19 protein-coding genes and 2 pseudogenes are annotated in these 20,943 nt (G+C 62.9%); 14 read left to right on the forward strand and 7 right to left on the reverse strand.

The features are described 5' to 3' along the window. The first annotated feature begins 31 nt into the window (after nucleotides 1-31). The 5 genes and pseudogenes from K1X80_RS11845 to K1X80_RS11865 all read left to right on the forward strand — a co-directional run bounded on the left by K1X80_RS11845 (nucleotide 32) and on the right by K1X80_RS11865 (nucleotide 4,820). The gene (locus tag K1X80_RS11845) at nucleotides 32-1,723 is read left to right on the forward strand and encodes a putative porin (protein WP_076964767.1); all 1,692 of its coding nucleotides are present in this window, start codon (nucleotides 32-34) and stop codon (nucleotides 1,721-1,723) included. 17 nt (nucleotides 1,724-1,740) lie between these two features. After that, on the forward strand, nucleotides 1,741-2,367 hold the full coding sequence (locus tag K1X80_RS11850) for a DNA repair protein (protein ID WP_220172910.1): 627 nt from the start codon (nucleotides 1,741-1,743) through the stop codon (nucleotides 2,365-2,367). A 22-nt stretch (nucleotides 2,368-2,389) separates the two neighbouring features. Then, the gene (locus tag K1X80_RS11855; protein ID WP_057959892.1) at nucleotides 2,390-2,866 is read left to right on the forward strand and encodes a YbjN domain-containing protein; all 477 of its coding nucleotides are present in this window, start codon (nucleotides 2,390-2,392) and stop codon (nucleotides 2,864-2,866) included. Further along, a pseudogene (locus K1X80_RS11860) lies at nucleotides 2,863-3,791 on the forward strand (peptidylprolyl isomerase). Before K1X80_RS11855 ends, K1X80_RS11860 begins: the two are co-directional and overlap by 4 nt. Nucleotides 3,792-3,842: 51 nt before the next feature. Further along, nucleotides 3,843-4,820, forward strand: coding sequence for a LysR family transcriptional regulator (locus K1X80_RS11865; protein WP_057959890.1), 978 nt, complete (start codon nucleotides 3,843-3,845; stop codon nucleotides 4,818-4,820). A 103-nt stretch (nucleotides 4,821-4,923) separates the two neighbouring features. Here K1X80_RS11865 and K1X80_RS11870 read toward each other — a convergent pair whose 3' ends face one another. The 4 genes from K1X80_RS11870 to K1X80_RS11885 all read right to left on the reverse strand — a co-directional run bounded on the left by K1X80_RS11870 (nucleotide 4,924) and on the right by K1X80_RS11885 (nucleotide 7,602). Then, nucleotides 4,924-5,367: a hypothetical protein gene (locus K1X80_RS11870; protein ID WP_057959889.1), complete on the reverse strand. Its 444-nt coding sequence runs from the start codon at nucleotides 5,365-5,367 to the stop codon at nucleotides 4,924-4,926. Nucleotides 5,368-5,518: 151 nt separating this feature from the next. After that, nucleotides 5,519-5,947, reverse strand: a complete 429-nt coding sequence (locus tag K1X80_RS11875; protein WP_057959888.1) for a hypothetical protein — start codon at nucleotides 5,945-5,947, stop codon at nucleotides 5,519-5,521. 67 nt (nucleotides 5,948-6,014) lie between these two features. Further along, nucleotides 6,015-6,467, reverse strand: a complete 453-nt coding sequence (locus K1X80_RS11880; protein ID WP_057959884.1) for a thiol-disulfide oxidoreductase DCC family protein — start codon at nucleotides 6,465-6,467, stop codon at nucleotides 6,015-6,017. A 229-nt stretch (nucleotides 6,468-6,696) separates the two neighbouring features. Further along, nucleotides 6,697-7,602, reverse strand: a complete 906-nt coding sequence (locus K1X80_RS11885) for a LysR substrate-binding domain-containing protein (RefSeq protein WP_057959883.1) — start codon at nucleotides 7,600-7,602, stop codon at nucleotides 6,697-6,699. A gap of 198 nt (nucleotides 7,603-7,800) precedes the next feature. Here K1X80_RS11885 and K1X80_RS11890 point away from each other — a divergent pair, with 198 nt between their 5' ends. The 7 genes and pseudogenes from K1X80_RS11890 to K1X80_RS11920 form a co-directional block, all read left to right on the forward strand. Continuing rightward, nucleotides 7,801-8,748 (forward strand): branched-chain amino acid ABC transporter permease, encoded by a 948-nt coding sequence (locus K1X80_RS11890; RefSeq protein WP_057438696.1) that lies wholly within the window; start codon nucleotides 7,801-7,803, stop codon nucleotides 8,746-8,748. Beyond that, nucleotides 8,745-9,845, forward strand: coding sequence for an ABC transporter permease subunit (locus tag K1X80_RS11895; RefSeq protein ID WP_057438695.1), 1,101 nt, complete (start codon nucleotides 8,745-8,747; stop codon nucleotides 9,843-9,845). Before K1X80_RS11890 ends, K1X80_RS11895 begins: the two co-directional genes overlap by 4 nt. Beyond that, nucleotides 9,842-10,615: an ABC transporter ATP-binding protein gene (locus tag K1X80_RS11900; RefSeq protein WP_029292970.1), complete on the forward strand. Its 774-nt coding sequence runs from the start codon at nucleotides 9,842-9,844 to the stop codon at nucleotides 10,613-10,615. The genes K1X80_RS11895 and K1X80_RS11900 overlap by 4 nt, the downstream gene beginning before the upstream one ends. Then, on the forward strand, nucleotides 10,608-11,324 hold the full coding sequence (locus K1X80_RS11905; RefSeq protein ID WP_220172911.1) for an ABC transporter ATP-binding protein: 717 nt from the start codon (nucleotides 10,608-10,610) through the stop codon (nucleotides 11,322-11,324). Before K1X80_RS11900 ends, K1X80_RS11905 begins: the two co-directional genes overlap by 8 nt. Before the next feature lie 84 nt (nucleotides 11,325-11,408). Then, nucleotides 11,409-12,548 (forward strand): branched-chain amino acid ABC transporter substrate-binding protein, encoded by a 1,140-nt coding sequence (locus tag K1X80_RS11910; protein ID WP_057959882.1) that lies wholly within the window; start codon nucleotides 11,409-11,411, stop codon nucleotides 12,546-12,548. Nucleotides 12,549-12,664: 116 nt separating this feature from the next. Continuing rightward, nucleotides 12,665-13,156 carry an L-2-amino-thiazoline-4-carboxylic acid hydrolase gene (locus K1X80_RS11915; RefSeq protein ID WP_057438692.1) on the forward strand — a complete coding sequence of 164 codons (492 nt, stop codon included), beginning with the start codon at nucleotides 12,665-12,667 and terminating at the stop codon, nucleotides 13,154-13,156. A 15-nt stretch (nucleotides 13,157-13,171) separates the two neighbouring features. Continuing rightward, nucleotides 13,172-14,389 (forward strand): annotated as a pseudogene (locus K1X80_RS11920) (Zn-dependent hydrolase); the annotation flags it as partial. Nucleotides 14,390-14,431: 42 nt separating this feature from the next. On the opposite strand, the gene K1X80_RS11925 reads toward K1X80_RS11920, so the two are convergent. Both K1X80_RS11925 and K1X80_RS11930 read right to left on the reverse strand, forming a co-directional pair. After that, nucleotides 14,432-15,787 carry an amidase gene (locus K1X80_RS11925; protein WP_220172912.1) on the reverse strand — a complete coding sequence of 452 codons (1,356 nt, stop codon included), beginning with the start codon at nucleotides 15,785-15,787 and terminating at the stop codon, nucleotides 14,432-14,434. 13 nt (nucleotides 15,788-15,800) lie between these two features. Further along, nucleotides 15,801-17,132: an MFS transporter gene (locus tag K1X80_RS11930; protein WP_076964777.1), complete on the reverse strand. Its 1,332-nt coding sequence runs from the start codon at nucleotides 17,130-17,132 to the stop codon at nucleotides 15,801-15,803. Between the two features lie 213 nt (nucleotides 17,133-17,345). Here K1X80_RS11930 and K1X80_RS11935 point away from each other — a divergent pair, with 213 nt between their 5' ends. Beyond that, nucleotides 17,346-18,374, forward strand: coding sequence for a LacI family DNA-binding transcriptional regulator (locus tag K1X80_RS11935; protein ID WP_198818367.1), 1,029 nt, complete (start codon nucleotides 17,346-17,348; stop codon nucleotides 18,372-18,374). A gap of 685 nt (nucleotides 18,375-19,059) precedes the next feature. Here the strand turns inward: K1X80_RS11935 and K1X80_RS11940 are convergent. Then, a complete protein-coding gene (locus K1X80_RS11940) occupies nucleotides 19,060-19,848 on the reverse strand; it encodes a helix-turn-helix transcriptional regulator (RefSeq protein WP_115127996.1) in 789 nt (262 codons plus the stop codon). Nucleotides 19,849-19,932: 84 nt separating this feature from the next. On the opposite strand from K1X80_RS11940, the gene K1X80_RS11945 reads away from it, so the two are divergent. Further along, nucleotides 19,933-20,931, forward strand: coding sequence for a bile acid:sodium symporter family protein (locus K1X80_RS11945; RefSeq protein WP_076964780.1), 999 nt, complete (start codon nucleotides 19,933-19,935; stop codon nucleotides 20,929-20,931). Nucleotides 20,932-20,943 lie beyond the last annotated feature (12 nt).

Raw genomic sequence — 20,943 nt, forward strand, 5'->3', positions numbered from 1 at the left:
TTTTGCAGTTTTCTACAGGAGTTGTGTGCAGATGATTTCCCACGTGAATCGAGTGACCCTGGCGGTCGGCATGGTCATCGCGACCCTGGTCGGCCAGGCAACGGCCGCCCCGGCCGGGCCTTCGGAAAACGCCACGATCAACCTGATCCGCCTGCTGGTGCAGCAAGGTGTGCTCAAGCAGGAACAGGCCGAGGGGCTGATCGCCCAGGCCGAGAAAGAGGCGGTGCAGGCGCGCCAGACCGCAGTGGCCGCCACCGGGCCTGCGGCGGCCCCTGGGGATGTGCGGGTGCAGTACGTGCCGGCCGCCGTGCGTGATCAGATCCGCGACCAGGTCAAGGCCGAAGTCATGGCCACTGCCAAGCAGGAAAACTGGGCCCAGCCCAACACCTTCCCGGATTGGGTCTCGCGTATCAGCTTCGATGGCGATATCCGCCTGCGTGACGAGTCGCGGTTCTTCTCTGGCAACAACAGCAACGAAATCGTCGATTACGCCAAGCTCAACGAGAACGGTCCCTACGACGTTAACAAAGACACCAACACCCGCCTGCCGCCATTGCTCAACACCCGTGAAGACCGCGAGAACCTGTTCCGCCTGCGCGCACGCCTGGGGATGAAGGCGATCATTTCGCCGGAATGGACCGCAGGCATCCGCATCGGCACCGGCTCCGACAACAACCCGGTGTCCACCACCCAGACTTTGGGCGGCGGCTTTGGCAAGAAAGATATCTGGCTCGACCAGGGCTACCTGACCTGGAAGGCCACCCAGGACCTGACCCTGACGGGCGGGCGGATCGCCAACCCGTTCTATTCCACCGACATGATGTACTCCAGCGACCTCAACTTTGACGGCGTGGCGGCGATCTTCAACCACAGCCTCAACAACGAATGGGGCCTGTTCGGCACGCTGGGCGCGTTCCCGGTGGAGTACACCTCCGACACCGCCAGCAGCAACGGTTTCGACAAGGAAGACAGCGACACCAAATGGCTGTTCGGCGGGCAGATCGGCGCCAACTGGAAGATCAACCGCAGCAACAGCCTCAAGGGCGCATTGGCCTACTACCGCTTCGACGACATCGAAGGCCAGCGCTCCAGCCCTTGCTCGCCATGGGCCGGCGCGCCGGGCTGCGACACCGACGGCTCGCGCGTGGCCTTTATGCAAAAGGGCAACAGCGTGTTCCTGCTGCGCAATATCAACGCCAACCCGGCAACCCCGGGCCTTACCCCGCAACCGCAATACGTGGGCCTGGCCTCCAAGTTCGATGTGCTGGACCTGAACCTGGTGTGGGACAGCGAACTGCCCCAAGACTTCAAGCTGCGCAGCCAGGCCAACTTCATTCACAACCTGGCCTACGACAAGGGCGAAATGCTCAAGCGCAGCGAAGGCGAGATCGTCAACAACATCAACAGCAAGGGCCAGTTTGAAAGTGGCGGCAATGCGCTGATGGTTCAGTTCACCCTCGGCAGCGCCCTGGAGATGAAAAAGGCCGGCGACTGGAACCTGTTGGCTGGCTACAAGTACATCCAGCCGGATGCCTTGCCGGACGGCTTCAACGACTCGTCCTTCCACCTCGGCGGCACCAACGCCAAGGGCTACTTCATTGGCGGCAACTACGGCATCGACAAGAACATCTACGCCAGCGCCCGTTGGCTGAGCGCCTCAGAGGTGTATGGCGCGCCGTTTGAAGTCGATGTGATGCAACTGGAACTGAATACGCGCTTCTGACGCGCCGGGAGATACCCATGAACATGCGAATTTGCGGACTGGTCCTGGCCCTGGTCGCCACCGGCGCCTCGGCCGAAGGCATGGAGGAGCGCCTGCGCACCCAGTTGCGCAGCACCACCGCGCAGCTGCAGGCACTGCAAAGCGAACAGGCCCAGGCCGCCGCTGCACGGATTGCCGCCGAAAACCAGGCCAAGCAGGCCCAGGTGCAGATCAAGCAGTTGAGCCTGGAGCTGGACAAGGCCCGAGGCATGGCCGAGCAACTGGCCGGCCAGCAGCAGAGCCTGCACAGCCAGGCCCAGGCGCAAGTGGCGGCGAGTGCCGAGCAGACTGGCAAGTTCAAAAAGGCTTATGACGAGCTGCTGGTGCTGGCCCGTGGCAAAGAAACCGAGCGCGCGCGCCTGCAGGCGCAACTGGCTGAGCGTGACACACAAGTGCAGCAATGTTCAGCCAAGAATCAACAGATGTATGGCGTGGCCCAAGCGTTGCTCGCGGCCTACGAAAAAATCGACGTGGCCGAGGTCATGAGCATTCGCCAACCGTTCGCCAGCGGCGCGCGGGTCAAGTTCGAAGAACTGGCCCAGGGTTTTGGCGATGGCCTGTACAACAGCCGTTTCGATGCGCCCCAGGCGGCGCTTAATCACTGATCAACCAAGGAAGAAGTTAACCATGAGCGAATTGATGAGCAGCGTGACCCCCCAGCGCCTGACCGAGTTGCTGCAAGAGGCCGGCTACCGGGTCAACCAGAGCGAGCAGAACGGCATCGTGCAACTGCTCAGCGCCAGCCAGGGCATCGGTTTTGCCGTGCGCTTCGGCAACCCGGCGGCGGAGCAGGGCGCCTATGTGGATTTCACCTACAGTTGCGCGCTGCGGGTCCAGGGCGAGTTGCCCGCAGGCCTGGCCCCGGTCTGGAACACCTCGCGGCGCTTTGCCCGGCTGTCCGTGCAGGGGGAGTTCCTGCTGATGGAGATGGACGTGATGGTGGCTGGCGTCGGTGCCCTGTACCTGCGCAGCCAATTGGAGTTGTGGGATCGGCTGTTGCAGGAATTTATCGTCTACCTGCGTGAATACAGCCAGACCGCCGCGCACCTGCAAGCCCAGGGTGTACCTGAGGTTGAAACCCGCGAAGAGGCGCCGGCGCTGTGAAAAAACCAACCCTGGTGGTAGCTGCGCTGGCCCTGTTGGGGGTGGCGGTGGGCTTGGGCCTGCGCTCGGGCAGCGACCCGGTCGCGGCCCAGCAACCGGCCCCGGTGATCGGCGCAGAGGGCCCGGCGGTGGCACGCCTGGGCAATCAACAGGTGGCCGTGACGGAACTGCAGGCATTGCTGGCCACCTTGCCGGCCGAATCGCGCGAGCAGTTGCGCGCCAATCGGGGTGCCCTGGAAACCTGGATCCGCTCGCGCCTGGCGCAAAGGCCGTGCTCGAACAGGCCGATGCCCAGGGCTGGCGGCAACGCCCGGACGTCGAGCAACAGACCCGCGCCGCCACCGAGCAGATCGTGTTTCGCGACTACCTGCTGTCGGTCAGCCAGGTGCCGGCCGACTACCCCAGCGCCGCCGAGTTGCAGCAGGCCTATGACAGCGGCAAGGCCCAGTGGATGACACCGCCGCTGTACCGGGTCAGCCAGATCTTCCTCGCCGTGGACAACCCGCAAAATGCCGAGGCCGTGCGGCGCCAGGCCCAGGAACTGAGCCGCCGGGCCCAGGCGGCCCCGGCGGAGTTTGCCGAGCTGGCCAGCCAGCACTCCCAGGACGCCGGCAGCGCCGGGCGCGGCGGTGATTCGGGCCTGCAACCCTTGCAGCAACTGGTACCAGAGGTGCGCAACGTGGTCGCGCGGCTCAAGCCGGGTGCGGTATCGGATGCGGTGCACAGCGCGGCGGGGTTCCATGTGCTCAAGTTGACCGAGCACCAACCGGCGCGCACCGCCAGCCTCGACGAACTGCGCCCACGCCTGACCGAGGCCCTGCGCGCCCAGCGCCAGGAGCAGATCGCCAAGGCCTATCTGGAGGGCATGCTCAACACCGCGACCTTGAGCATCGACGGGGCGCAACTGAACAAAGTACTGGAATAAACAGGCTGTACGCATGGATGCACAGACCCAATAAGACAGGGAGTTCCCCCCATGGACTATCTAGAACCTGCAGCACCCCACGGCATGACGCCTTACCGCGCGCCCGGCGAACCCCGGGAAGCCTGGCTGGCCCTGGCTGCGGGCATCGACCCGGAGGTGGCGCGCTACTTCCTGATCAGCGCCCGCTGCGGCTGTTTCATGCAGGCGGCCCGCAGCCTGAACATCAAGGCCACATTGCTGCGCAAACGCCTGGCGTTACTGGAAGCACAGATGCGCCGTTCACTGTTCAGCTACCAGGGCAATGTCCTGGCGCTGAGCCGTGACGGCCTGCAGCTCCAGGCGCGGCTGGTGACCCTGGCCAATGAACGGCGGGTGCCGGTGCAGGAACAACCGTTGATTCGGCTGGCAGTGGCCGAGACCATCCTGCATGACATCCTCGGGCGCGACCTGATCTCCCTGCTGCGCCGCAATGCCAGTGTGCGCCTGGAGATTGTCTGTATCGACAGTCCGCAGGCCGTGCAGACAGTGGAAGCCGACGTGGTGTTGTGGCTGGCGGGCGTCGACTCGCCGCAGCCGGGACCGGGCTTTGCGACCCACCCGCCGCAGGCACTGGCCTGCCTGGATTACCTGCCGCATATCGCCAAACGCTATTCACGCCTGGCCGCACGCCCGGACAGTGTGGATGACTTGGCGGACTACATGCTGGTGCAATGGCAGCCTGACGGCTTGGTTGAGGCATTGGCGCCGTGGAACCGAGTGGTGCAACAGCGCTTGGCGGGGGTGGTGCAGGTGCAGGCGTATCCGCTGATGCTGGAGATGATCCGCTGCAGCGCGTGCATTGGGTTGCTGCCGCGTTACATGAGTTGTTTCGACCGGGGCTTGATGGCGTTGCCGGGCTTGTTTGCCCAGGACATGCAGCGCCAGGTGTGGATGGCGGTCAATGCCGCGGCGGCGCATCCACAGGAGGTGCAGATGATTGTGGCAATGGTGGTCAACACCTTTGAGGAGCGTCGGGAGTGGTTTGGCTGACGCCGCTCAATGGCGCGAACAATAAAAAGGGCCAGCGCTAATAAGCGCGGCCCTTTTTACAAATGGGATATCCAGCGATAGACAGACTTGGGCGCTCATAGTGTTATTGAGTCTTGTATTGCACCGTACCTTGTTGCGAGGCGCCTTCGAACTTCGCGACGCCGATAATTTTTTTACGCTGTTGCGTGTCCGCAGAATTGACCGCAAAAAACTTGAAAGAAATTTCTAATGAAGGTTCGGCTGCCAATGAAACAGAGATAACCTCCATCTTGTCCTCATCGTTGTTGTCAGCGTACCAGCTATTCTGATTCTGCCCTGGGTTGTACCAGGCACCTACAAGGGTATCCCTGTTCATTTCGTATGTGCCCGGCTTGATGTGGTCCGGGAAAGTAAAGAAAATCCCCTCTTTCAAGATACCTTCAATCGGACCGCCGGCAATAATGGATGAACTATAAAGGTTAAGTGAAACAGACTCGGCGGTGTAGGCGCGGCCATCAATGTCCGCCGTTAAATGGCCGGTTGTATTGTGCGGTTGGGGGGTTGGCATTAGTGAATCCTCAGAGTTGATTTAAACCGTTCGTAGAGGCTTTACGGTTAATTAATAACTTGAGGAGTACCAGGGATCTACTGTCACTATTAACAGTAAATCGTTTCAGTGGTCTGGTGTCGTTCCGGGCGCGTGTATCCCGGGTCGGTCCCTAGGCGACTACAGGCTGAATGTGCAACCCACCCTCGACATCCTTGACCAACCCGCTGGCCAGCAACAACGGCAGCAGACGCTTGTGCAACTGCGGTTCGACAAACTCCTTTACCGTGTCCAACGCCAGCTCGCCGTGACCCGGCAGTTCCGCCTTGGTGTACGACAGCCAGGCTTTCTTCAGCATCTGCAACACATCGCTGCCAGCGGTCAGCGCAAAGCGGCGGTGGGTTACCTGGCCCTGGAAGTCGAAGCTGTGCTGATACTCGTAGCCTTTCTCGTCACCCGCGCTGGCCACGCAGCGCGTGCAGGTGCAAGGGCCATCACCAAAAGCCGCCTGCAGGTAGCTATTGAAGTCCACCACGGGTTTGAGCGACAGGCGCTTGTCCACTTCGAACAGGTCGCCGGTCATTTTTGCGTCGTTACTCAAGGTGCATTTCCTCGCAGGTCTACAGCTGGTTTTTCAAAGCGCGGCATCATACCAGCACGATCCGTACTCATCGCGGGGTTTTCAAGAAGCGTTGCGCATGATCAGGATCGGGCAGCAGGCAGCTGTCGTACCGGCCAAAAAGCCGATAGCGGTTACGTGCGATGCGGTCATAGGCCCAGTCACGAAGTACCCGTGGCAGTACCCGCAGCAACTGTAGCGGCCGCCAGGCCATGGGCAGCAGGGCGATGATCTGCAGGACTGCGTTGGAGCGGACCCAGTAGTGCTGGTCGCGAATCACCGCCAGGGTGTCGAATTGATCCAGGGGCAAGCCGGCCCAGGCGAGCAGTGCCTGGCCTTCGGGCGACTGGACGGCCGCCAGGCGAATACGCCGGTGGCGGTCATGGCGGATCAGGAACCTGACCCAGCCATTGCACAGTTTGCAGACCCCGTCGAACAGCACCACCGTCTCGCCCTGGCTGAGCAAGGGGGCGGGAGTGGGGCGGGTAAAGGCGCCGGGCATAAGGGTGGGTCCAATGAGGCTCTGGAGCCTCGGATCATACCGGCGAGCCCGCACTGACGATACACGGGCCGGAAAACGCGATGCTGTTCAGTTGGTACGCACAAATAAAGTGTGGCGAGCGGGCTTGCCCGCGTTGGACTGCGCAGCAGTCCCATTTTTAGGGCCGCTACGCGACCCAGCGCGAGCAAGCCCGCTCGCCACAGGGATGCCGTTCGTGCATGACGTGCTCCTACACGGGGCTATGGCCCAAGCGGTCCTTGATCCAGTCATACAGGTTATTGCCCTCGCTCGACAGCTCGCTGGTGGCTCGGCGGCACAGGTAATACTGGCGACCGTCATCCACCTGCAGGTCAAACAATTGCACCAGCTCACCCGTAGCCACCAGTGGCGCCACCAACGGCGCGCGCAGCAGCGAGCAGCCCAGGCCGGTGCGGGTGGCGACCAGGGTCAACTGGCCGTCCTCCAGCAGCAGGCCGTTGTGTGTGTTGCTGTGACTGATCGCGGCGGCATCGAACCATTGGCCCCAGGTACCACGCTCTTCGTCGTGCAGCAGGGGCAGTTCGCTGAGGGCCTGGGGGCTGTCGATAGGGCCATGGCGCTGGAGGAATTCGCGGCTGCAGAACGGCGTGACCGCGCCGCTGATCAGGGGCTCGCTGTGATAACCCGGCCAGTGCCCGGTGCCGAAGCGGATCGACAGGTCGGCGGCATCGCTGGGGTAGCTGCGGTGGTTGGCGTAGGTGATGTTGATATCCAGCGCCGGGTTGGCGCTCAAAAACTGCGCCAGGCTCGGGATGAACAGGTTGGTCGCGAACATCGGGATCAGGCTGATGGTGACCTGGCGTGTCGCGCTTTTCTCGCGCACGTGTTCGGTGGCACTGCGCAGTACCGCGAAAGCCGAGCGAATCGCCCGGTAGTACTCGCGGCCTTCTTCGGTCAGGCCCAGGTTGCGGCCTTGGCGCATCGTCAGCGGCTGTTGCAGGAAGCTCTCGAGCAAGTGCAACTGATGGCTGACAGCCGAGGGCGACACCCCCAACTCGCGGGCGGCGGCATTGACACCACCGTGGCGGGCAAAGGCCTCGAAAGTACGCACGGCCCGTAGAGGCGGATCGTTGGCTAACTGTTCTAAATTATTCATGTATTGAATTAAATACTAAGTAAAAAGATAAATAAAGCGCAAAAAGATCCCGTGTATAGGGGGTTTTGTAGTTGGTATAACCATATTCCCTTCAGATATTTGATAAAAACAGAATAAATAACTAGTGTTCCGCGCTCGGGCTTTTTAGTCGGTGCGCCTTGGCCACGACGTTTTTTGTAAAGGGAGTTGATGGTTCTCATGGATGCGTTTATCCAGCAACTGCTTAACGGCTTGCTGTCGGGCAGTCTCTACGCGCTGGTCGCCTTGGGTTACACCATGGTCTACGGCATTTTGCGCATCATCAACTTTGCCCATGGCGATGTGTTGATGATCGGCGCACTGGTGGGCCTGTCGGTGATCCGCGTGCTGCAGGCAGCCTGGCCGGATATGCCGCCGGTGCTGTTGCTGCTGACGGCGGCGATGATCGCCATGGCCTTTTGTGCAGTGCTGGCAGTGGTGATCGAGCGTGTTGCCTATCGGCGCTTGCGCAATGCGCCGCGCCTGGCACCGTTGATCAGTGGTATCGGCGTGTCGCTGTTGTTGCAGACCGTGGCGATGCTGGTCTGGACCCGTAACCCGCAGATGTTCCCGCAATTGCTGCCCCTGGAGCCTATCGAAGTACTTGCTGGCGATGCCACCCACGCCGCCGTGACCAATGCCACCGCACTGACCACCATTGGCGTGGCGTTAAGCCTGATGCTCGGGTTGTTGCTGTTGGTAGAGCGCACGCGCTTTGGCCGGGCCATGCGCGCCGTGGCCGAGAACCCGCAAGTGGCGAGCCTGATGGGCATCAACCCGAACCGCATCATCGTCATGACCTTCGCCATCGGCGGCGCCCTGGCCGCGCTGGCGGGCATCATGATGGCCAGCAACTATGGCAGCGCGCATTTCTACATGGGCTTTTTGCCCGGGATCAAAGCGTTTACCGCGGCGGTGCTGGGCGGCATCGGCAACCTCAAGGGCGCGATGCTCGGCGGCCTGCTGCTGGGGCTGATCGAAGCCCTCGGCACCGGCTACCTGGGGGCTGCCACCAACGGTGTGTTCGGCAGCAACTACCAGGACGTGTTCGCGTTTATCGTGTTGATCGCGGTGCTGGTGTTGCGGCCCCAGGGGTTGTTGGGCGAACGATTGGCGACCCGCGCATGAGCCTGGCAACCGCTGTGAGCCCTTCGAGCAAACGCGCCAGCCTGGGGCTGCTGCTGTTCGCCCTGGCCCTGGTCTTGGCCCCCTGGATTGTCGGGCATGCCGGCGGCAATACCTGGGTGCGCACCCTGGACTTTGCCCTGCTGTACATCATGTTGGCCCTGGGCCTGAATATCGTGGTGGGCTATGCCGGTTTGCTGGACATGGGCTTTATCGCCTTCTACGCGGTGGGCGCCTACCTGGCGGCCTTGCTGTCATCGCCCCATCTGGTGCAACAGTTCCCAGCCTTGCTGGCGCTGCTGCCGGAGGGCATGCACACCTCGATCTGGCTGATCTTGCCGCTGGCCGCGCTGCTGGCGGCCGGGTTCGGCGTGATTCTGGGGGCGCCGACCCTGCGCCTGCGCGGCGACTACCTGGCCATCGTCACCCTGGGGTTTGGCGAAATCATCCGCATCCTGCTGCGCAACCTCGACCGCCCGGTGAACCTCACCAATGGCCCCAAGGGCATCGCCCAGGTCGACCCGGTGACGCTACTGGGGGTCAACCTGGGGCGTACCCAGGAACTGTTCGGCCTGCGCTTGCCCTCGGTCTACCTCTATTACTACCTGTTCGCCGCGCTGGTGGTACTGATCCTGTTTGCCTGCATTCGCCTAGAGCGCTCGCGCATCGGCCGCGCCTGGATGGCGATCCGCGAGGATGAAGAGGCGGCCCAGGCCATGGGCCTCAATACCTTGCGCCTGAAGCTGCTGGCATTTGCCATCGGCGCGGCGTTTGGCGGTATCAGCGGGGCGCTGTTTGCCTCGTTCCAGGGCTTTGTTTCACCGGAATCCTTCACCCTCAACGAGTCCATCGCCGTGCTGGCCATGGTGGTGCTCGGCGGCATGGGGCATATCCCCGGGGTGATTCTGGGCTGCGTGTTGCTCGCAGCCTTGCCCGAAGCGTTACGCGCCAGCATGGGCCCCTTGCAGCAGGCGCTGTTTGGCCAGGTGCTGGTGGACCCGGAGATTATTCGCCAGCTGTTTTACGGCCTGGCGCTGATTCTGGCGATGCTGTATCGACCCGCCGGCCTCTGGCCGAGCCGCACAGGAGGTGCACCTTGAATCATCCGTTATTGCAGATCGAGAAGGTCAATAAACAGTTTGGCGGCGTGGCTGCGCTCGATGACGTGAGCCTGAGTATCGAGGCCGGGGAAATCTACGGCCTGATCGGGCCCAATGGCGCCGGCAAGACCACCTTCTTTAATGTGATGACGGGGCTGTACACCCCGGATTCCGGGCGCTTTCAACTCGACGGCCAGGAGTACCAGCCCACGGCGGTGCACCAGGTGGCCCGCGCCGGCATTGCGCGTACGTTCCAGAATATCCGCCTGTTCAACGCCATGAGCGCCTTGGAAAACGTCATGGTCGGGCGCCATGTGCGCACCCATAACGGCGTGTGGGCGGCCTTGAGCGGGCACTCGCGTGGGCGCGAGGAAGAGGCGCAGACCCGCGCCCATGCCCATCGCCTGCTGGCTTATGTCGGCCTCGCCGGGTTTGCCCACTACCGCGCCGACAGCCTGTCCTACGGCCATCAGCGGCGCCTGGAAATTGCCCGCGCCCTGGCCACCGAGCCGCGCCTGCTTGCCCTCGACGAGCCCGCTGCCGGGATGAATGCCAGCGAGAAAGTGCAGCTGCGCAGCCTGCTGGAAAAGATCCGCGATGACGGCCACACCCTGCTGCTGATTGAGCATGACGTGAAGCTGGTAATGGGCGTGTGCGACCGCATCAGCGTGCTGGACTACGGCCGGGTGATCGCCGTGGGCGCGCCTGCCGAAGTGCGCCGCCACCCGCAAGTGATCCAGGCTTACCTGGGAGCCGGCGCCCATGTCTGAAGCGTTGTTGCAGATTGACGGCCTGAAGGTGCGCTACGGCGCCATCGAGGCGGTCAAGTCCCTGGACCTGCATATCAATGAAGGCGAACGGGTGACGCTGATCGGCGCCAATGGCGCCGGCAAAAGCTCCAGCCTCAAGGCCCTGACCGGGTTGCTGCTGGCCGCTGCGGGGCAGATCCGCTTTGCCGGGCGCTCGATCCTCAGCCTGGCGCCCCATGAGCGCCTGACCCTGGGCATCGCCATGGTGCCCGAAGGGCGCGGCATTTTTGCGCGCATGAGCGTGCTGGAAAACCTCCAGGCCGGGGCGTTCCTGCGCCGCGACCCGCACCAGGTGAACCTGGAAATCCGCCAGTTGTTCGAGCACTTCCCGCGTCTGGAAGAACGCTTGCAGCAATCGGCCGGCTTGCTCTCCGGGGGCGAGCAGCAGATGCTCGCCCTGGCCCGTGCGCTGCTGTCCAAGCCGCGGTTGCTGGTGCTCGACGAGCCATCCATGGGCCTGGCGCCGATCATGGTCGAAAAGCTGTTCCAGGTGATTGATGATGTCTGCCGCCAGGGCATGACCCTGCTGCTGGTAGAGCAGAATGCGCGCCTTGCGCTGCAAGTGACTGACCGCGCCTATGTGATGGACACCGGGCGCATCAGCCTCAGTGGCGCCAGCGCGCAATTGCTCGACCACCCCGAGGTGCGCAGTGCCTACCTCGGTGAATAACCCCATAACAAACGCCACCGGACGCCCGGCGTGTTTCGCCCACCCCACAGGCCATGAGGGCCTGATGAGAAACAGGAAAAACTGATGAACAAGACTGCCCCCTTCAAACGCGTACTGTTGTTGAGCCTGGCCCTGAGCGGTGTGGCCCAGGCCGACCAGACGGTCCTGATCGGCCTGGCCGGGCCCTTGACCGGCCCGTCGGCGCGGATCGGCAAAGACCTGGAAAACGGTGCGCAACTGGCCATTGACCAGGCCAACGCCAAGCATCCGAAAATCAACGGCGAAGCGGTCACGTACAAACTGGTCTCCGAAGACGACCAGTCCGACCCACGCACCGCCGTCACCGTGGCCCAGCGCCTGGTGGACGAAGGCGTAGTCGGCGTGGTCGGTCACTGGAACACCGGCACCAGCATCCCGGCCGCGCGGGTCTACCATGACGCCGGGATTGCCCAAGTCGCGCCAGTGGCCACCGGTCACGCCTATACCCAGCAAGGTTTCGACACCAGTTTCCGGATCATGGGCCATGACGATGACGGCGGCCAGGTCGCCGGCGACTACGCGCTCAAGACCCTCAAGGCGCAGCGTATCGCCGTGATCGACGACCGCACCGCATTCGGCCAGGGCCTGGCGGACCAGTTCGTCAAATCCATCGAGGCCGGTGGCGCCAAGGTGGTTGCCCGTGAATACGTGGACGACAAGACCATCGACTTCAGTGCGGTGCTGACCAATATCCGTGGGCAAAACCCCGACCTGATCTTCTTTGGCGGCGTCGACTCCCAGGCTGCACCGCTGGCCCGACGCATCAAGCAGTTGGGGATCAAGGCTCCGTTGATGGGCGCGGGCGGCTTTGTCAGCCAGACCTTCCTGCAACTGGCGCAGAACGAAGGCGAGGGCGTAATCGCCCTGGAGCCGGGCCTGGCCGTGGCACAGATGCCGGGTGGCAAGGCCTTTGAAGACGCCTACAAGGCGCGTTTCAAGAGCAATATCGAGCTGCATGCGCCGTTTGCCTATGACGGTGTCGGCGTGCTGATCGCCGCCATCGAACAGGCCAACTCCACCGACTCGCAGAAGTACCTGCCGGTCCTACGCGCCATCAGCTATCCGGGCGTGACCGGGACCCTCGCGTTCGATGCCCAGGGCAATCTACAGAACCCGTCGTTCACCGTTTACCAGGTCAAGGCCAATCAATGGCAGCCGGTAAGCGTGGCTGGCGGCAAAAAGTAACGCGCTGGATCTAAGCGTAGGAGCGTCCCAAGTGGGAGCTGTCTCACCCGGCGAGACAGCTCCCCCATGTGGAGCACCAACATTGGATCTTCGTAGCCATTTGAATGAGGCACGCAATGAGCAAACTCGAAGGTGAACTGGGCATCCTGGCCCGCCGGCGCATCGAAGCCGAGATCATCAAGCCGATCTACGAAATCCTCGTGCGCGAGCAGGGCAAGGCCTTTGCCGCAGCGGTGATTGGCGAAGCGGTGGGCAACGCCGCGATCCAGGCCGGCAAGCATTTTGCCGCCCAGGAAGAGCAGGGCGCCGACCTCAAGAGCTTCGTTGAGCTGCAAGTGCTGTGGGAAAAGGACGACGCGCTGAAAGTCGAGATCATCGCCAGCGACGCCGAGCATTACGACTATGACGTCAAGCGCTGCCGCTATGCCGAGATGTACCATGAGATGGGCCTGGGCGAGATCGGCCACCTGTTGTCGTGCAACCGCGACGAGCTGTTTATCGTCGGCTACAACCCCAATATTGAATTGACGCGCACCCAGACCATCATGGGCGGCGCGCCAAGCTGTGACTTCCGCTACCACGCCAAGCCCCGGGAGCCGCGCTCGTGAGCGCCCTGGCCCTGGGTCAACGGCGAGCGCCTGTGGGACTCGCTGATGGAAATGGCGCAGATCGGCGGCACGCCCAAGGGCGGCGTCTCGCGCCTGGCCCTGACCGACGAAGACCGGCGCGGCCGCGACCTGTTCGTGGCCTGGTGCACGGCGGCCGGGTGCAGCATCCGTGTGGACGCCATGGGCAATATCTTCGCCCGCCGCGCCGGCCGGCATGAGCACCTGGCCCCGGTGCTGACCGGCTCCCACGGTGACTCACAACCGGCGGGCGGCAAGTTCGATGGCATCTACGGCGTACTCGCCGGCCTGGAAGTGCTGCGCACCTTGAACGACCTGGGCATCGAGACCGACCGGCCGATCGAGGTGGTCAACTGGACCAACGAAGAAGGCTCGCGTTTTGCCCCGGCGATGATTGCTTCGGGGGTGTATGCCGGGGTGTTCGACCTGGAGTACGGCTTGTCCCGCGAAGACAAGGCCGGTGTAAGCATCGGCCAGGCACTGCAACAGATCGGCTACGCCGGCCCGCACCCCGTGGGCGGCCAGGCGGTGCATGCGGCGTATGAACTGCATATCGAGCAAGGCCCGATCCTTGAGGCCCAGGACCTGACCATCGGTGTGGTCACCGGCGCCCAGGGCCAGCGTTGGTATGAAGTCGAGCTGAGCGGGCGCAGTGCCCATGCCGGCACCACGCCCATGGATCACCGCCTGGATGCACTGCTGGGTTTTGCCCGGGTGGTGGAGGCGGTCAACCAGATCGGCCTGGCCCAAGGCGCCGAAGGGCGGGCGACGGTGGGCATGGCCAATATCTTCCCCAACTCGCGCAACGTGGTGCCGGGGCGGGTGTTTTTCAGCGTCGAGTTCCGCCATCCCGATGAAGCGGTGCTGGCCGTGCAGGATCAGCAACTGCACGCAGCAGTGGCGCGCATCGCCGAGGGGATTGGCTTGCAGGCCAGCGTCAAGCAGATCTTCCAGTACGCACCGATTGCCTTCGACAAAGACTGCGTGGACGTGGTGCAGGCTGCGGCCGAGGCCTTGGGCTATAGCCATCGGCGCATGATTTCCGGAGCCGGGCATGATGCCTGCTACCTGAACCAGGTCGCGCCGACGGCGATGATTTTTGTGCCGTGTGTGGATGGCTTGAGCCATAACGAGGCGGAAGAGATCCACCCGCACTGGTCCACAGCGGGGGCGGATGTGTTGTTGCAGGCGATTCTGGCTTCGTCAGGCGAATAGGCTGAAGACCTGATCCCACATTCAACCTGTGGGGTCTTGCCCTTACTCCCGCACAAACAGCCTGCTCATCACCTGCAACAGCCGATCATCCGCGCCAGCGGCGCCAATCACCTGCAACCCCACCGGCATGCCCCTCACGTGCCCCACCGGCAGGCTGAGCGCGGGGAGGCCGGTGAGGTTCCAGGCACTGGTATAGCTGAGCACGGCGGCGCGTACATCAATGTCCTGTTCGCCCACCCGCACCTCGCGCGCATTCACCTCGGTCGCGGTAATCGGCACGCTGGGCGAAACCAGCAAGTCATACTGTTCGAACAGGCGCGCCATCGCGGCTTTGTACTGCGCCTGGCTGGCCTGTGCGCGAATGTATTGCCAGCCTCTGACTTCCTCCGATACCTCAAGACGCTCGCGTACCTCCTGTTCAAACTTATGCGGCGCATCCCGCATGCGTTCGGCATGCACCTCGAAGGCCTCGGCACGTTGCAGTGTCAGCAGGGTGTCTTTCATGCCCGCCGCCAGGTGGTGCAGTTCGTCGGTCTCCTGCAGTGCGTCGCCAAACAGCTGCTGCGCCGCCCCATAGACCTGCTGATGCACGTCGGCGTCGACCGGGCCGAAGCTGGGGCAAGTCATCCAACCAACCCGCAGCGGCTGCGGGTTGGTTGCAGGCGTACCGGCGCGTCCGGCCAACACCTCGAACAACAGGCGCGCATCTTCGACATGGTTGGCGATGGGGCCTACGTGGTCGAGGCTCGATGACAGCGGGAACACCCCGTCCACCGGCACGCAGGCAAACGAGGGCTTGAAGCCGACCGTGCCGCACAAGGCCGAAGGGATCCGGATCGAGCCGCCGGTGTCGGTACCCAGGGCCAGCGGTACCATGCCGCTGGCCACCGCCGCGGCACTGCCGGCGCTGGAGCCGCCAGTGATGCAACGGGCATCCCACGGGTTGCGTGCAGCACCTTGCAACGAGCGGTCGCCGGTCGGGCCGTAGGCAAATTCGTGGGTCAGGGTCTTGCCGATAATCACCGCCCCGGCTTCGCGCACCCGGTGTACGCACAGGGCATCGCGGTCCGGCTGGAAACCCTCGAAATGCGCGGAGCCGTAGGTGGTGATGTAGTCAAACGTGTCGATGTTGTCTTTGACCGCGACCGGTATGCCGTGCAGTGGGCCCAGGTCCAGGCCTTGGGCCAACAGCGCGTCAGCCTTGCGCGCCTGGGCCAGGGCGACGCAGGCATCGACGTGAACGAACGCATTTAACCGCGGATTCAAGCGCTCGATGCTGTCCAGGGCGGCTTGCGTCAGCTCGACACTGGTCACGCTGCCAGCCCGCAGGCGCGCGGCCAGCGTGATGATCGACTGACCGCAAAAATATCCAGCGTGGGTAGGCTTCACCGGGCTCATATAAACAACTCCATCAAACAGCTGCAGGTACAGAGGGTGGGGCGACCTGGCGACCGCCTGGGCGCACCATCAGCATCGCGCTCATGCCCAGCGCCGTGGCCACTGCGGCGGCCACGAACATCGACGAATAGCCGTAATGCACGGTCAGGTAGCCCGTGAGCATCGGGGCGATAAACGAAGCGGTGTTGGCGATAAAGTGCGTCATGCCGCTGTAGGCGCCAACCCGATTGGACGGCGCAGTGTCGATCACCACGGCCCAGTAGACCGAGTTGGGCAGGGCGTTCAAGGCGTTGGCCAACGTCATCAAGGCAATCACGCCCCAGACGGTCTGGGCCTGGGACACCATGATGAAACACAGGGTTGTCAGCAGCAGGCAGGTCGCGGCCAGCCAACTGCGGGCGACTTTCAGGTTGCCGGTGCGGCGCAGCAGCCAGTCCGATATTTTGCCGCCCAGCAGCACGGTGAAGCAGGCGCCGGTCCACGGGATCATGCCCATGTACCACAGCGACGACAGGTTGTAGTGGAACTCATCCTGCAGGTATTTGGGGGTCCAGGTCAGCAGCAGGAACGTCACGTACACAAACGAGAAGTAACCGATGGCATTGAGCAGCAGGTCCTTGTTCTTGAAGAAGTGCCAGACCGGCGCGACGCTGGTGGTGGGGGTCGAGGCATTGGCGGCTTCGGCGCGCTCTCTACGCAGGAAGTCGAGTTCGGCCTTGGACACCCGCGGGTTTTCATCCGGGGTGTTGGTGAAACGGGTCATGAAATAGATCAGCAGCGCCAGACTGGCCACGCCCAGCACCACGAACATACTGCGCCAGCTGCCGGTCAGGGTTTGCAGGCCCACGGCCACCGGTGCGGTGAGCAGTGCCCCCAAGGGGGTGCTGAGCAGGCCGACCGAAACCACAAAACCGCGCTCCTTGGGCGTGGCCCAGTTGGCCACGCTCTTGTTGATCACCGAGTACGCCGGACCTTCGGCAAACCCGAACATCACGCGGATCGTGGCGAAACCGGCCATGGCCGAGCCGCCGAGGAACGCCAGCCCGAAGTCACCGGCAAAGGCCGTGGCAATTTCAAAGATCGACCACGTGGCGCCGGCGATCAGCCAGATGCGCTTGGCACCAAAACGGTCGGCCAGAATGCCACCGACCAATGCCCCCAGGATGTAGCCGTAGCCGAAGTAACCCAGCACGTTGCCCCAGTCGGCCTTGTCGAAACCGTACTCGGGCAGAATGCTCGCCGACGCATAGGCAATCGCGCCGCGGTCGATGTAGTTGAGCAGTGCCATCAGCATGATCAGGAAGAAAATCTGGTAGCGGAAAGACGGGATAGCGGGGCTGTTCATAGGGATCTGACTCTTCAAAATGATGGCAGAAGTCAAAAAGTCGGCCGCGTCCGGCGTATTTTTTATTGTTTGCCCAAACGTTTGGGTTGGCGAAATGTAAGGCGCGTAAAAATTTTAGTCAAACGTTTGGGTAAAAATTTACCTGCGGCTGCGACACGCCCGTTCGGGTAGAATCTGCGCGCTAAATATCAGACAGTTGGAAGCCTCTCCACCATGCCGAGCCCATCTCGCCCTGCCACCCTGAAATCCATGGCGACCGCACTGGGCGTGCATGTGTCCACGGTGTCCCGGGTACTCAATGGCGACCCGGCCGGGGTCGAGCGAGCGGCCTCGGCCGAAGTGGTAGCGCGCATTCGTGCATTGGCCAAAGAGCTGGATTACCGGCCGAACACCCAGGCATCGAGCCTGAAGTTGCGCAAAAGCCAGGAAATCTGTGTGCTCATGCCCAGGCTCACCGACCTGGTGATGGCGACCATTTATGACAGCATCGACAGTGCCGCCGAACAGGCCGGCTACCTCACCTTCGTTTCCAATACCGACGACCAGCAGCCACGCCAGATGGCGCGTGCCGAGCACGCCTTGCGCCGCTCGGTGGCCGGGCTGATCGTCGGCGACTCCCATGTGGGCGAAAGCCAACCGCTGCTCGACCTGTTGACGCGCAAGCACATCCCCTACGTGTTGGTCAGCCGGCAGATTGCCGGGCATCTGGCGGCGTGCAGTGACGATGAGTTGGGCGGCTGGTTGGCGGCCGAGCACTTGTACCAATTGGGCTGTCGCGATGTGGCCATTCTGGCGGGTGAGCGGCACGCCTCGACCGGGGCGGATCGCACCCGTGGGTTTACCCGCTACTTTCGTGAGCAAGGCATCACGCTACGCCCGGAGTGGACGCTCAATGGTCCTTTTGACAGCCTGACCGGGCATCGCCAGGGCGAGTATCTGCTGAGCCTGAACCCACGGCCCCAGGCGTTTTTTGCAGTCAATGACTTCCTGGCCATCGGCCTGATGGGCGCTGCGCGTGACAAGGGCTTGATGCCGGGCAAGGACATTGCCGTGGTGGGCTTCAATGACATACCGCTGGCCAATGAACTGATGGTTCCCCTGACCAGCGTGCGCCTGCCCTTGGCAGAGATGGGCCGCCATGCGGTTGAACTGCTGCTCAAGCGCATCGAGGGCGAGGCTGTCGAGTCGATCAAGGTGGCGCCGCAGCTGCAGGTGCGGGCGAGTTCGTCTTTGTTGCGCTGACGTCAAAAATGTGGGAACGGGCTTGCCCGCGATTCAGCGGTGGTCCAGTCACTCTCTTTGATGACAGGTACACCGCCATCGCAGGCAAGCCAGCTCCCACATTTGATGGGTGGTGTGGCCAAAATGCTGTGCCCGGCCAAGATCCCCTGTGGGAGCGGGCTTGCCCGCGATTCAGCGGTGGTCCAGTCACTCTCTTTGATGACAGGTACACCGCCATCGCAGGCAAGCCAGCTCCCACATTTGATGGGTGGTGTGGCCAAAACGCTGTGCCCGGCCAAGATCCCCTGTGGGAGCGGGCTTGCCCGCGATTCAGCGGTGGTCCAGTCACTCTCATTGATGACAGGTACACCGCCATCGCAGGCAAGCCAGCTCCCACATTTGATGGGTGGTGTGGCCAAAACGCTGTGCCCGGCCAAGATCCCCTGTGGGAGCGGGCTTGCCCGCGATAGCGGTGGTCCAGTCACTCTCATTGATGACAGGTACACCGCCATCGCAGGCAAGCCAGCTCCCACATTTGATGGGTGGTGTGGCCAAAATGCTGTGCCCGGCCAAGATCCCCTGTGGGAGCGGGCTTGCCCGCGAAGGCGGTGGTTCAGTCACTGAATTTATCGACTGACACACCGTCTTCGCGAGCAAGCCCGCTCCCACAGGGGGATTGTGGACGGTCAAAAGCCGCGGTATTCAATCAGCGAAAAAACTCCCCTGGCGTCGCATCAAACTGCTGGCGAAACGCTGCGATAAACGCCGAAACCGATTCATACCCACAGCCCAGCGCTACATCCGTCACCCGTTCCCCGCGTTCCAGGTCGGGCAGGGCGCTGAGCAGTCGCAGCCGTTGGCGCCAGGCGCGATAGGTCAGGCCGGTATCGCGCAAGAACAACCGGCTCAAGGTTTTCTCACTGACCCCCAACTTCTGGCTCCACTGCCCCAGGGTGGTTGCCTGTTCCGGGTGCAGGCTCAAGCTGCGATAGATCTGTCGCAGCCGGCTGTCCACAGGCAGGGGCAGCATCAGGTCAACCTGCGGCGCGGCGGCCAACTGGTCCAGCAGCACCAGGGCCAGGCGCCCGTCCGGGCCGTCTTCGGCATACTCCACCGGCAGTTCGCTGAAACGGCGGATCAACTCGCGCAGCAAGTCGCTTACCGCCAGGACCTGGCAACGTTCCACGGCCCAGCTCGTCACGCTGCAGTCCAGGTACAGGCTGCGCATTTCGGTGTGGGGCGAGCTGAACACGCGGTGGGGCACCCCCGCCGGGATCCACACCGCGCGCTGCGGCGGGGCGACAAAGCGCCCGGCACTGGTGTGGATTTCCAGCACCCCGCAGATCGCATACGACAACTGCACCCACGGGTGGCTATGGCGGCGGGTCAGGGCGCGGTTGGGCAGGGATTCGGTGCGGCCATACACCGGGCGCGGCAGGCTGGCGAGCCCGGGGATGCTGCGGCGAACGGCCTTTTCATGTCCTTTAGGCGGCATTTACTGGCTCATTGGCGTTAGTCGGTAGGCAGCCGTTACGTTAGAGTCGCCACGACGCCCTGGCAACCCCTGGAAGAACAGCTAATGAAACGCCCCCGGTTTTTACCTGATAACTTCACCCTGATCCTGATTGCCACGGTGGTCCTCGCCTCCTTGTTGCCGGTCAGCGGCCAGGCCGCCGTGGCGTTTGGCTGGGTGACTAACCTGGCCATCGCGCTGCTGTTTTTCCTGCATGGCGCCAAGCTGTCGCGCCAGGCCATCGTCGCCGGTGCCGGGCACTGGCGTTTGCATCTGCTGGTGTTCAGCCTGACCTTCGTGCTGTTCCCGCTGCTGGGCCTGGCGCTCAAGCCGCTGTTGTCGCCGATGATCGGCAAAGACCTGTACATGGGCATGCTCTACTTATGCGCGTTGCCGGCCACGGTGCAGTCGGCGATTGCCTTTACTTCCCTGGCGCGGGGCAATATCCCGGCGGCGATTTGCAGCGCGGCGGCGTCCAGCCTGTTCGGTATCTTCCTTACGCCGTTGCTGGTGGCCTTGTTGCTCAATGTGCATGGCGACGGCGGCTCCACGGTGGATGCGATTCTCAAGATCAGCGTGCAGTTGCTGCTGCCGTTTATTGCCGGGCAGATCGCCCGACGCTGGATCGGTGCGTGGGTGGGGCGCAATAAAAACTGGCTGAAATTCGTCGATCAGGGTTCGATCCTGCTGGTGGTCTACGGCGCCTTCAGCGAGGCGGTCAACGAAGGCATCTGGCACCAGATCCCCCTGTGGGAGCTGGGCGGCCTGGTGGTGGCCTGCTGCATCCTGCTGGCGCTGGTGCTGATGGCTTCCGCGCTCTTGGGCAAGGCGTTCGGTTTTAACCAGGAAGACCGCATCACCATCCTGTTCTGCGGCTCGAAAAAAAGCCTGGCCACCGGGGTGCCAATGGCCCAGGTGTTGTTTGCCGGCAGCACCATGGGCGTGTTGATCCTGCCGCTGATGCTGTTCCACCAGATCCAGTTGATGGTCTGCGCGGTACTGGCCCAGCGCTATGCCAAGCGCCCGGAGTCGATTCCCGAGATCATGGCGCAAGTCGATCCCTGAGCCATCGTGTTA

This window comes from Pseudomonas sp. So3.2b (assembly GCF_019464415.1).
In the GTDB taxonomy this organism is placed as follows: domain Bacteria; phylum Pseudomonadota; class Gammaproteobacteria; order Pseudomonadales; family Pseudomonadaceae; genus Aquipseudomonas; species Aquipseudomonas shahriarae.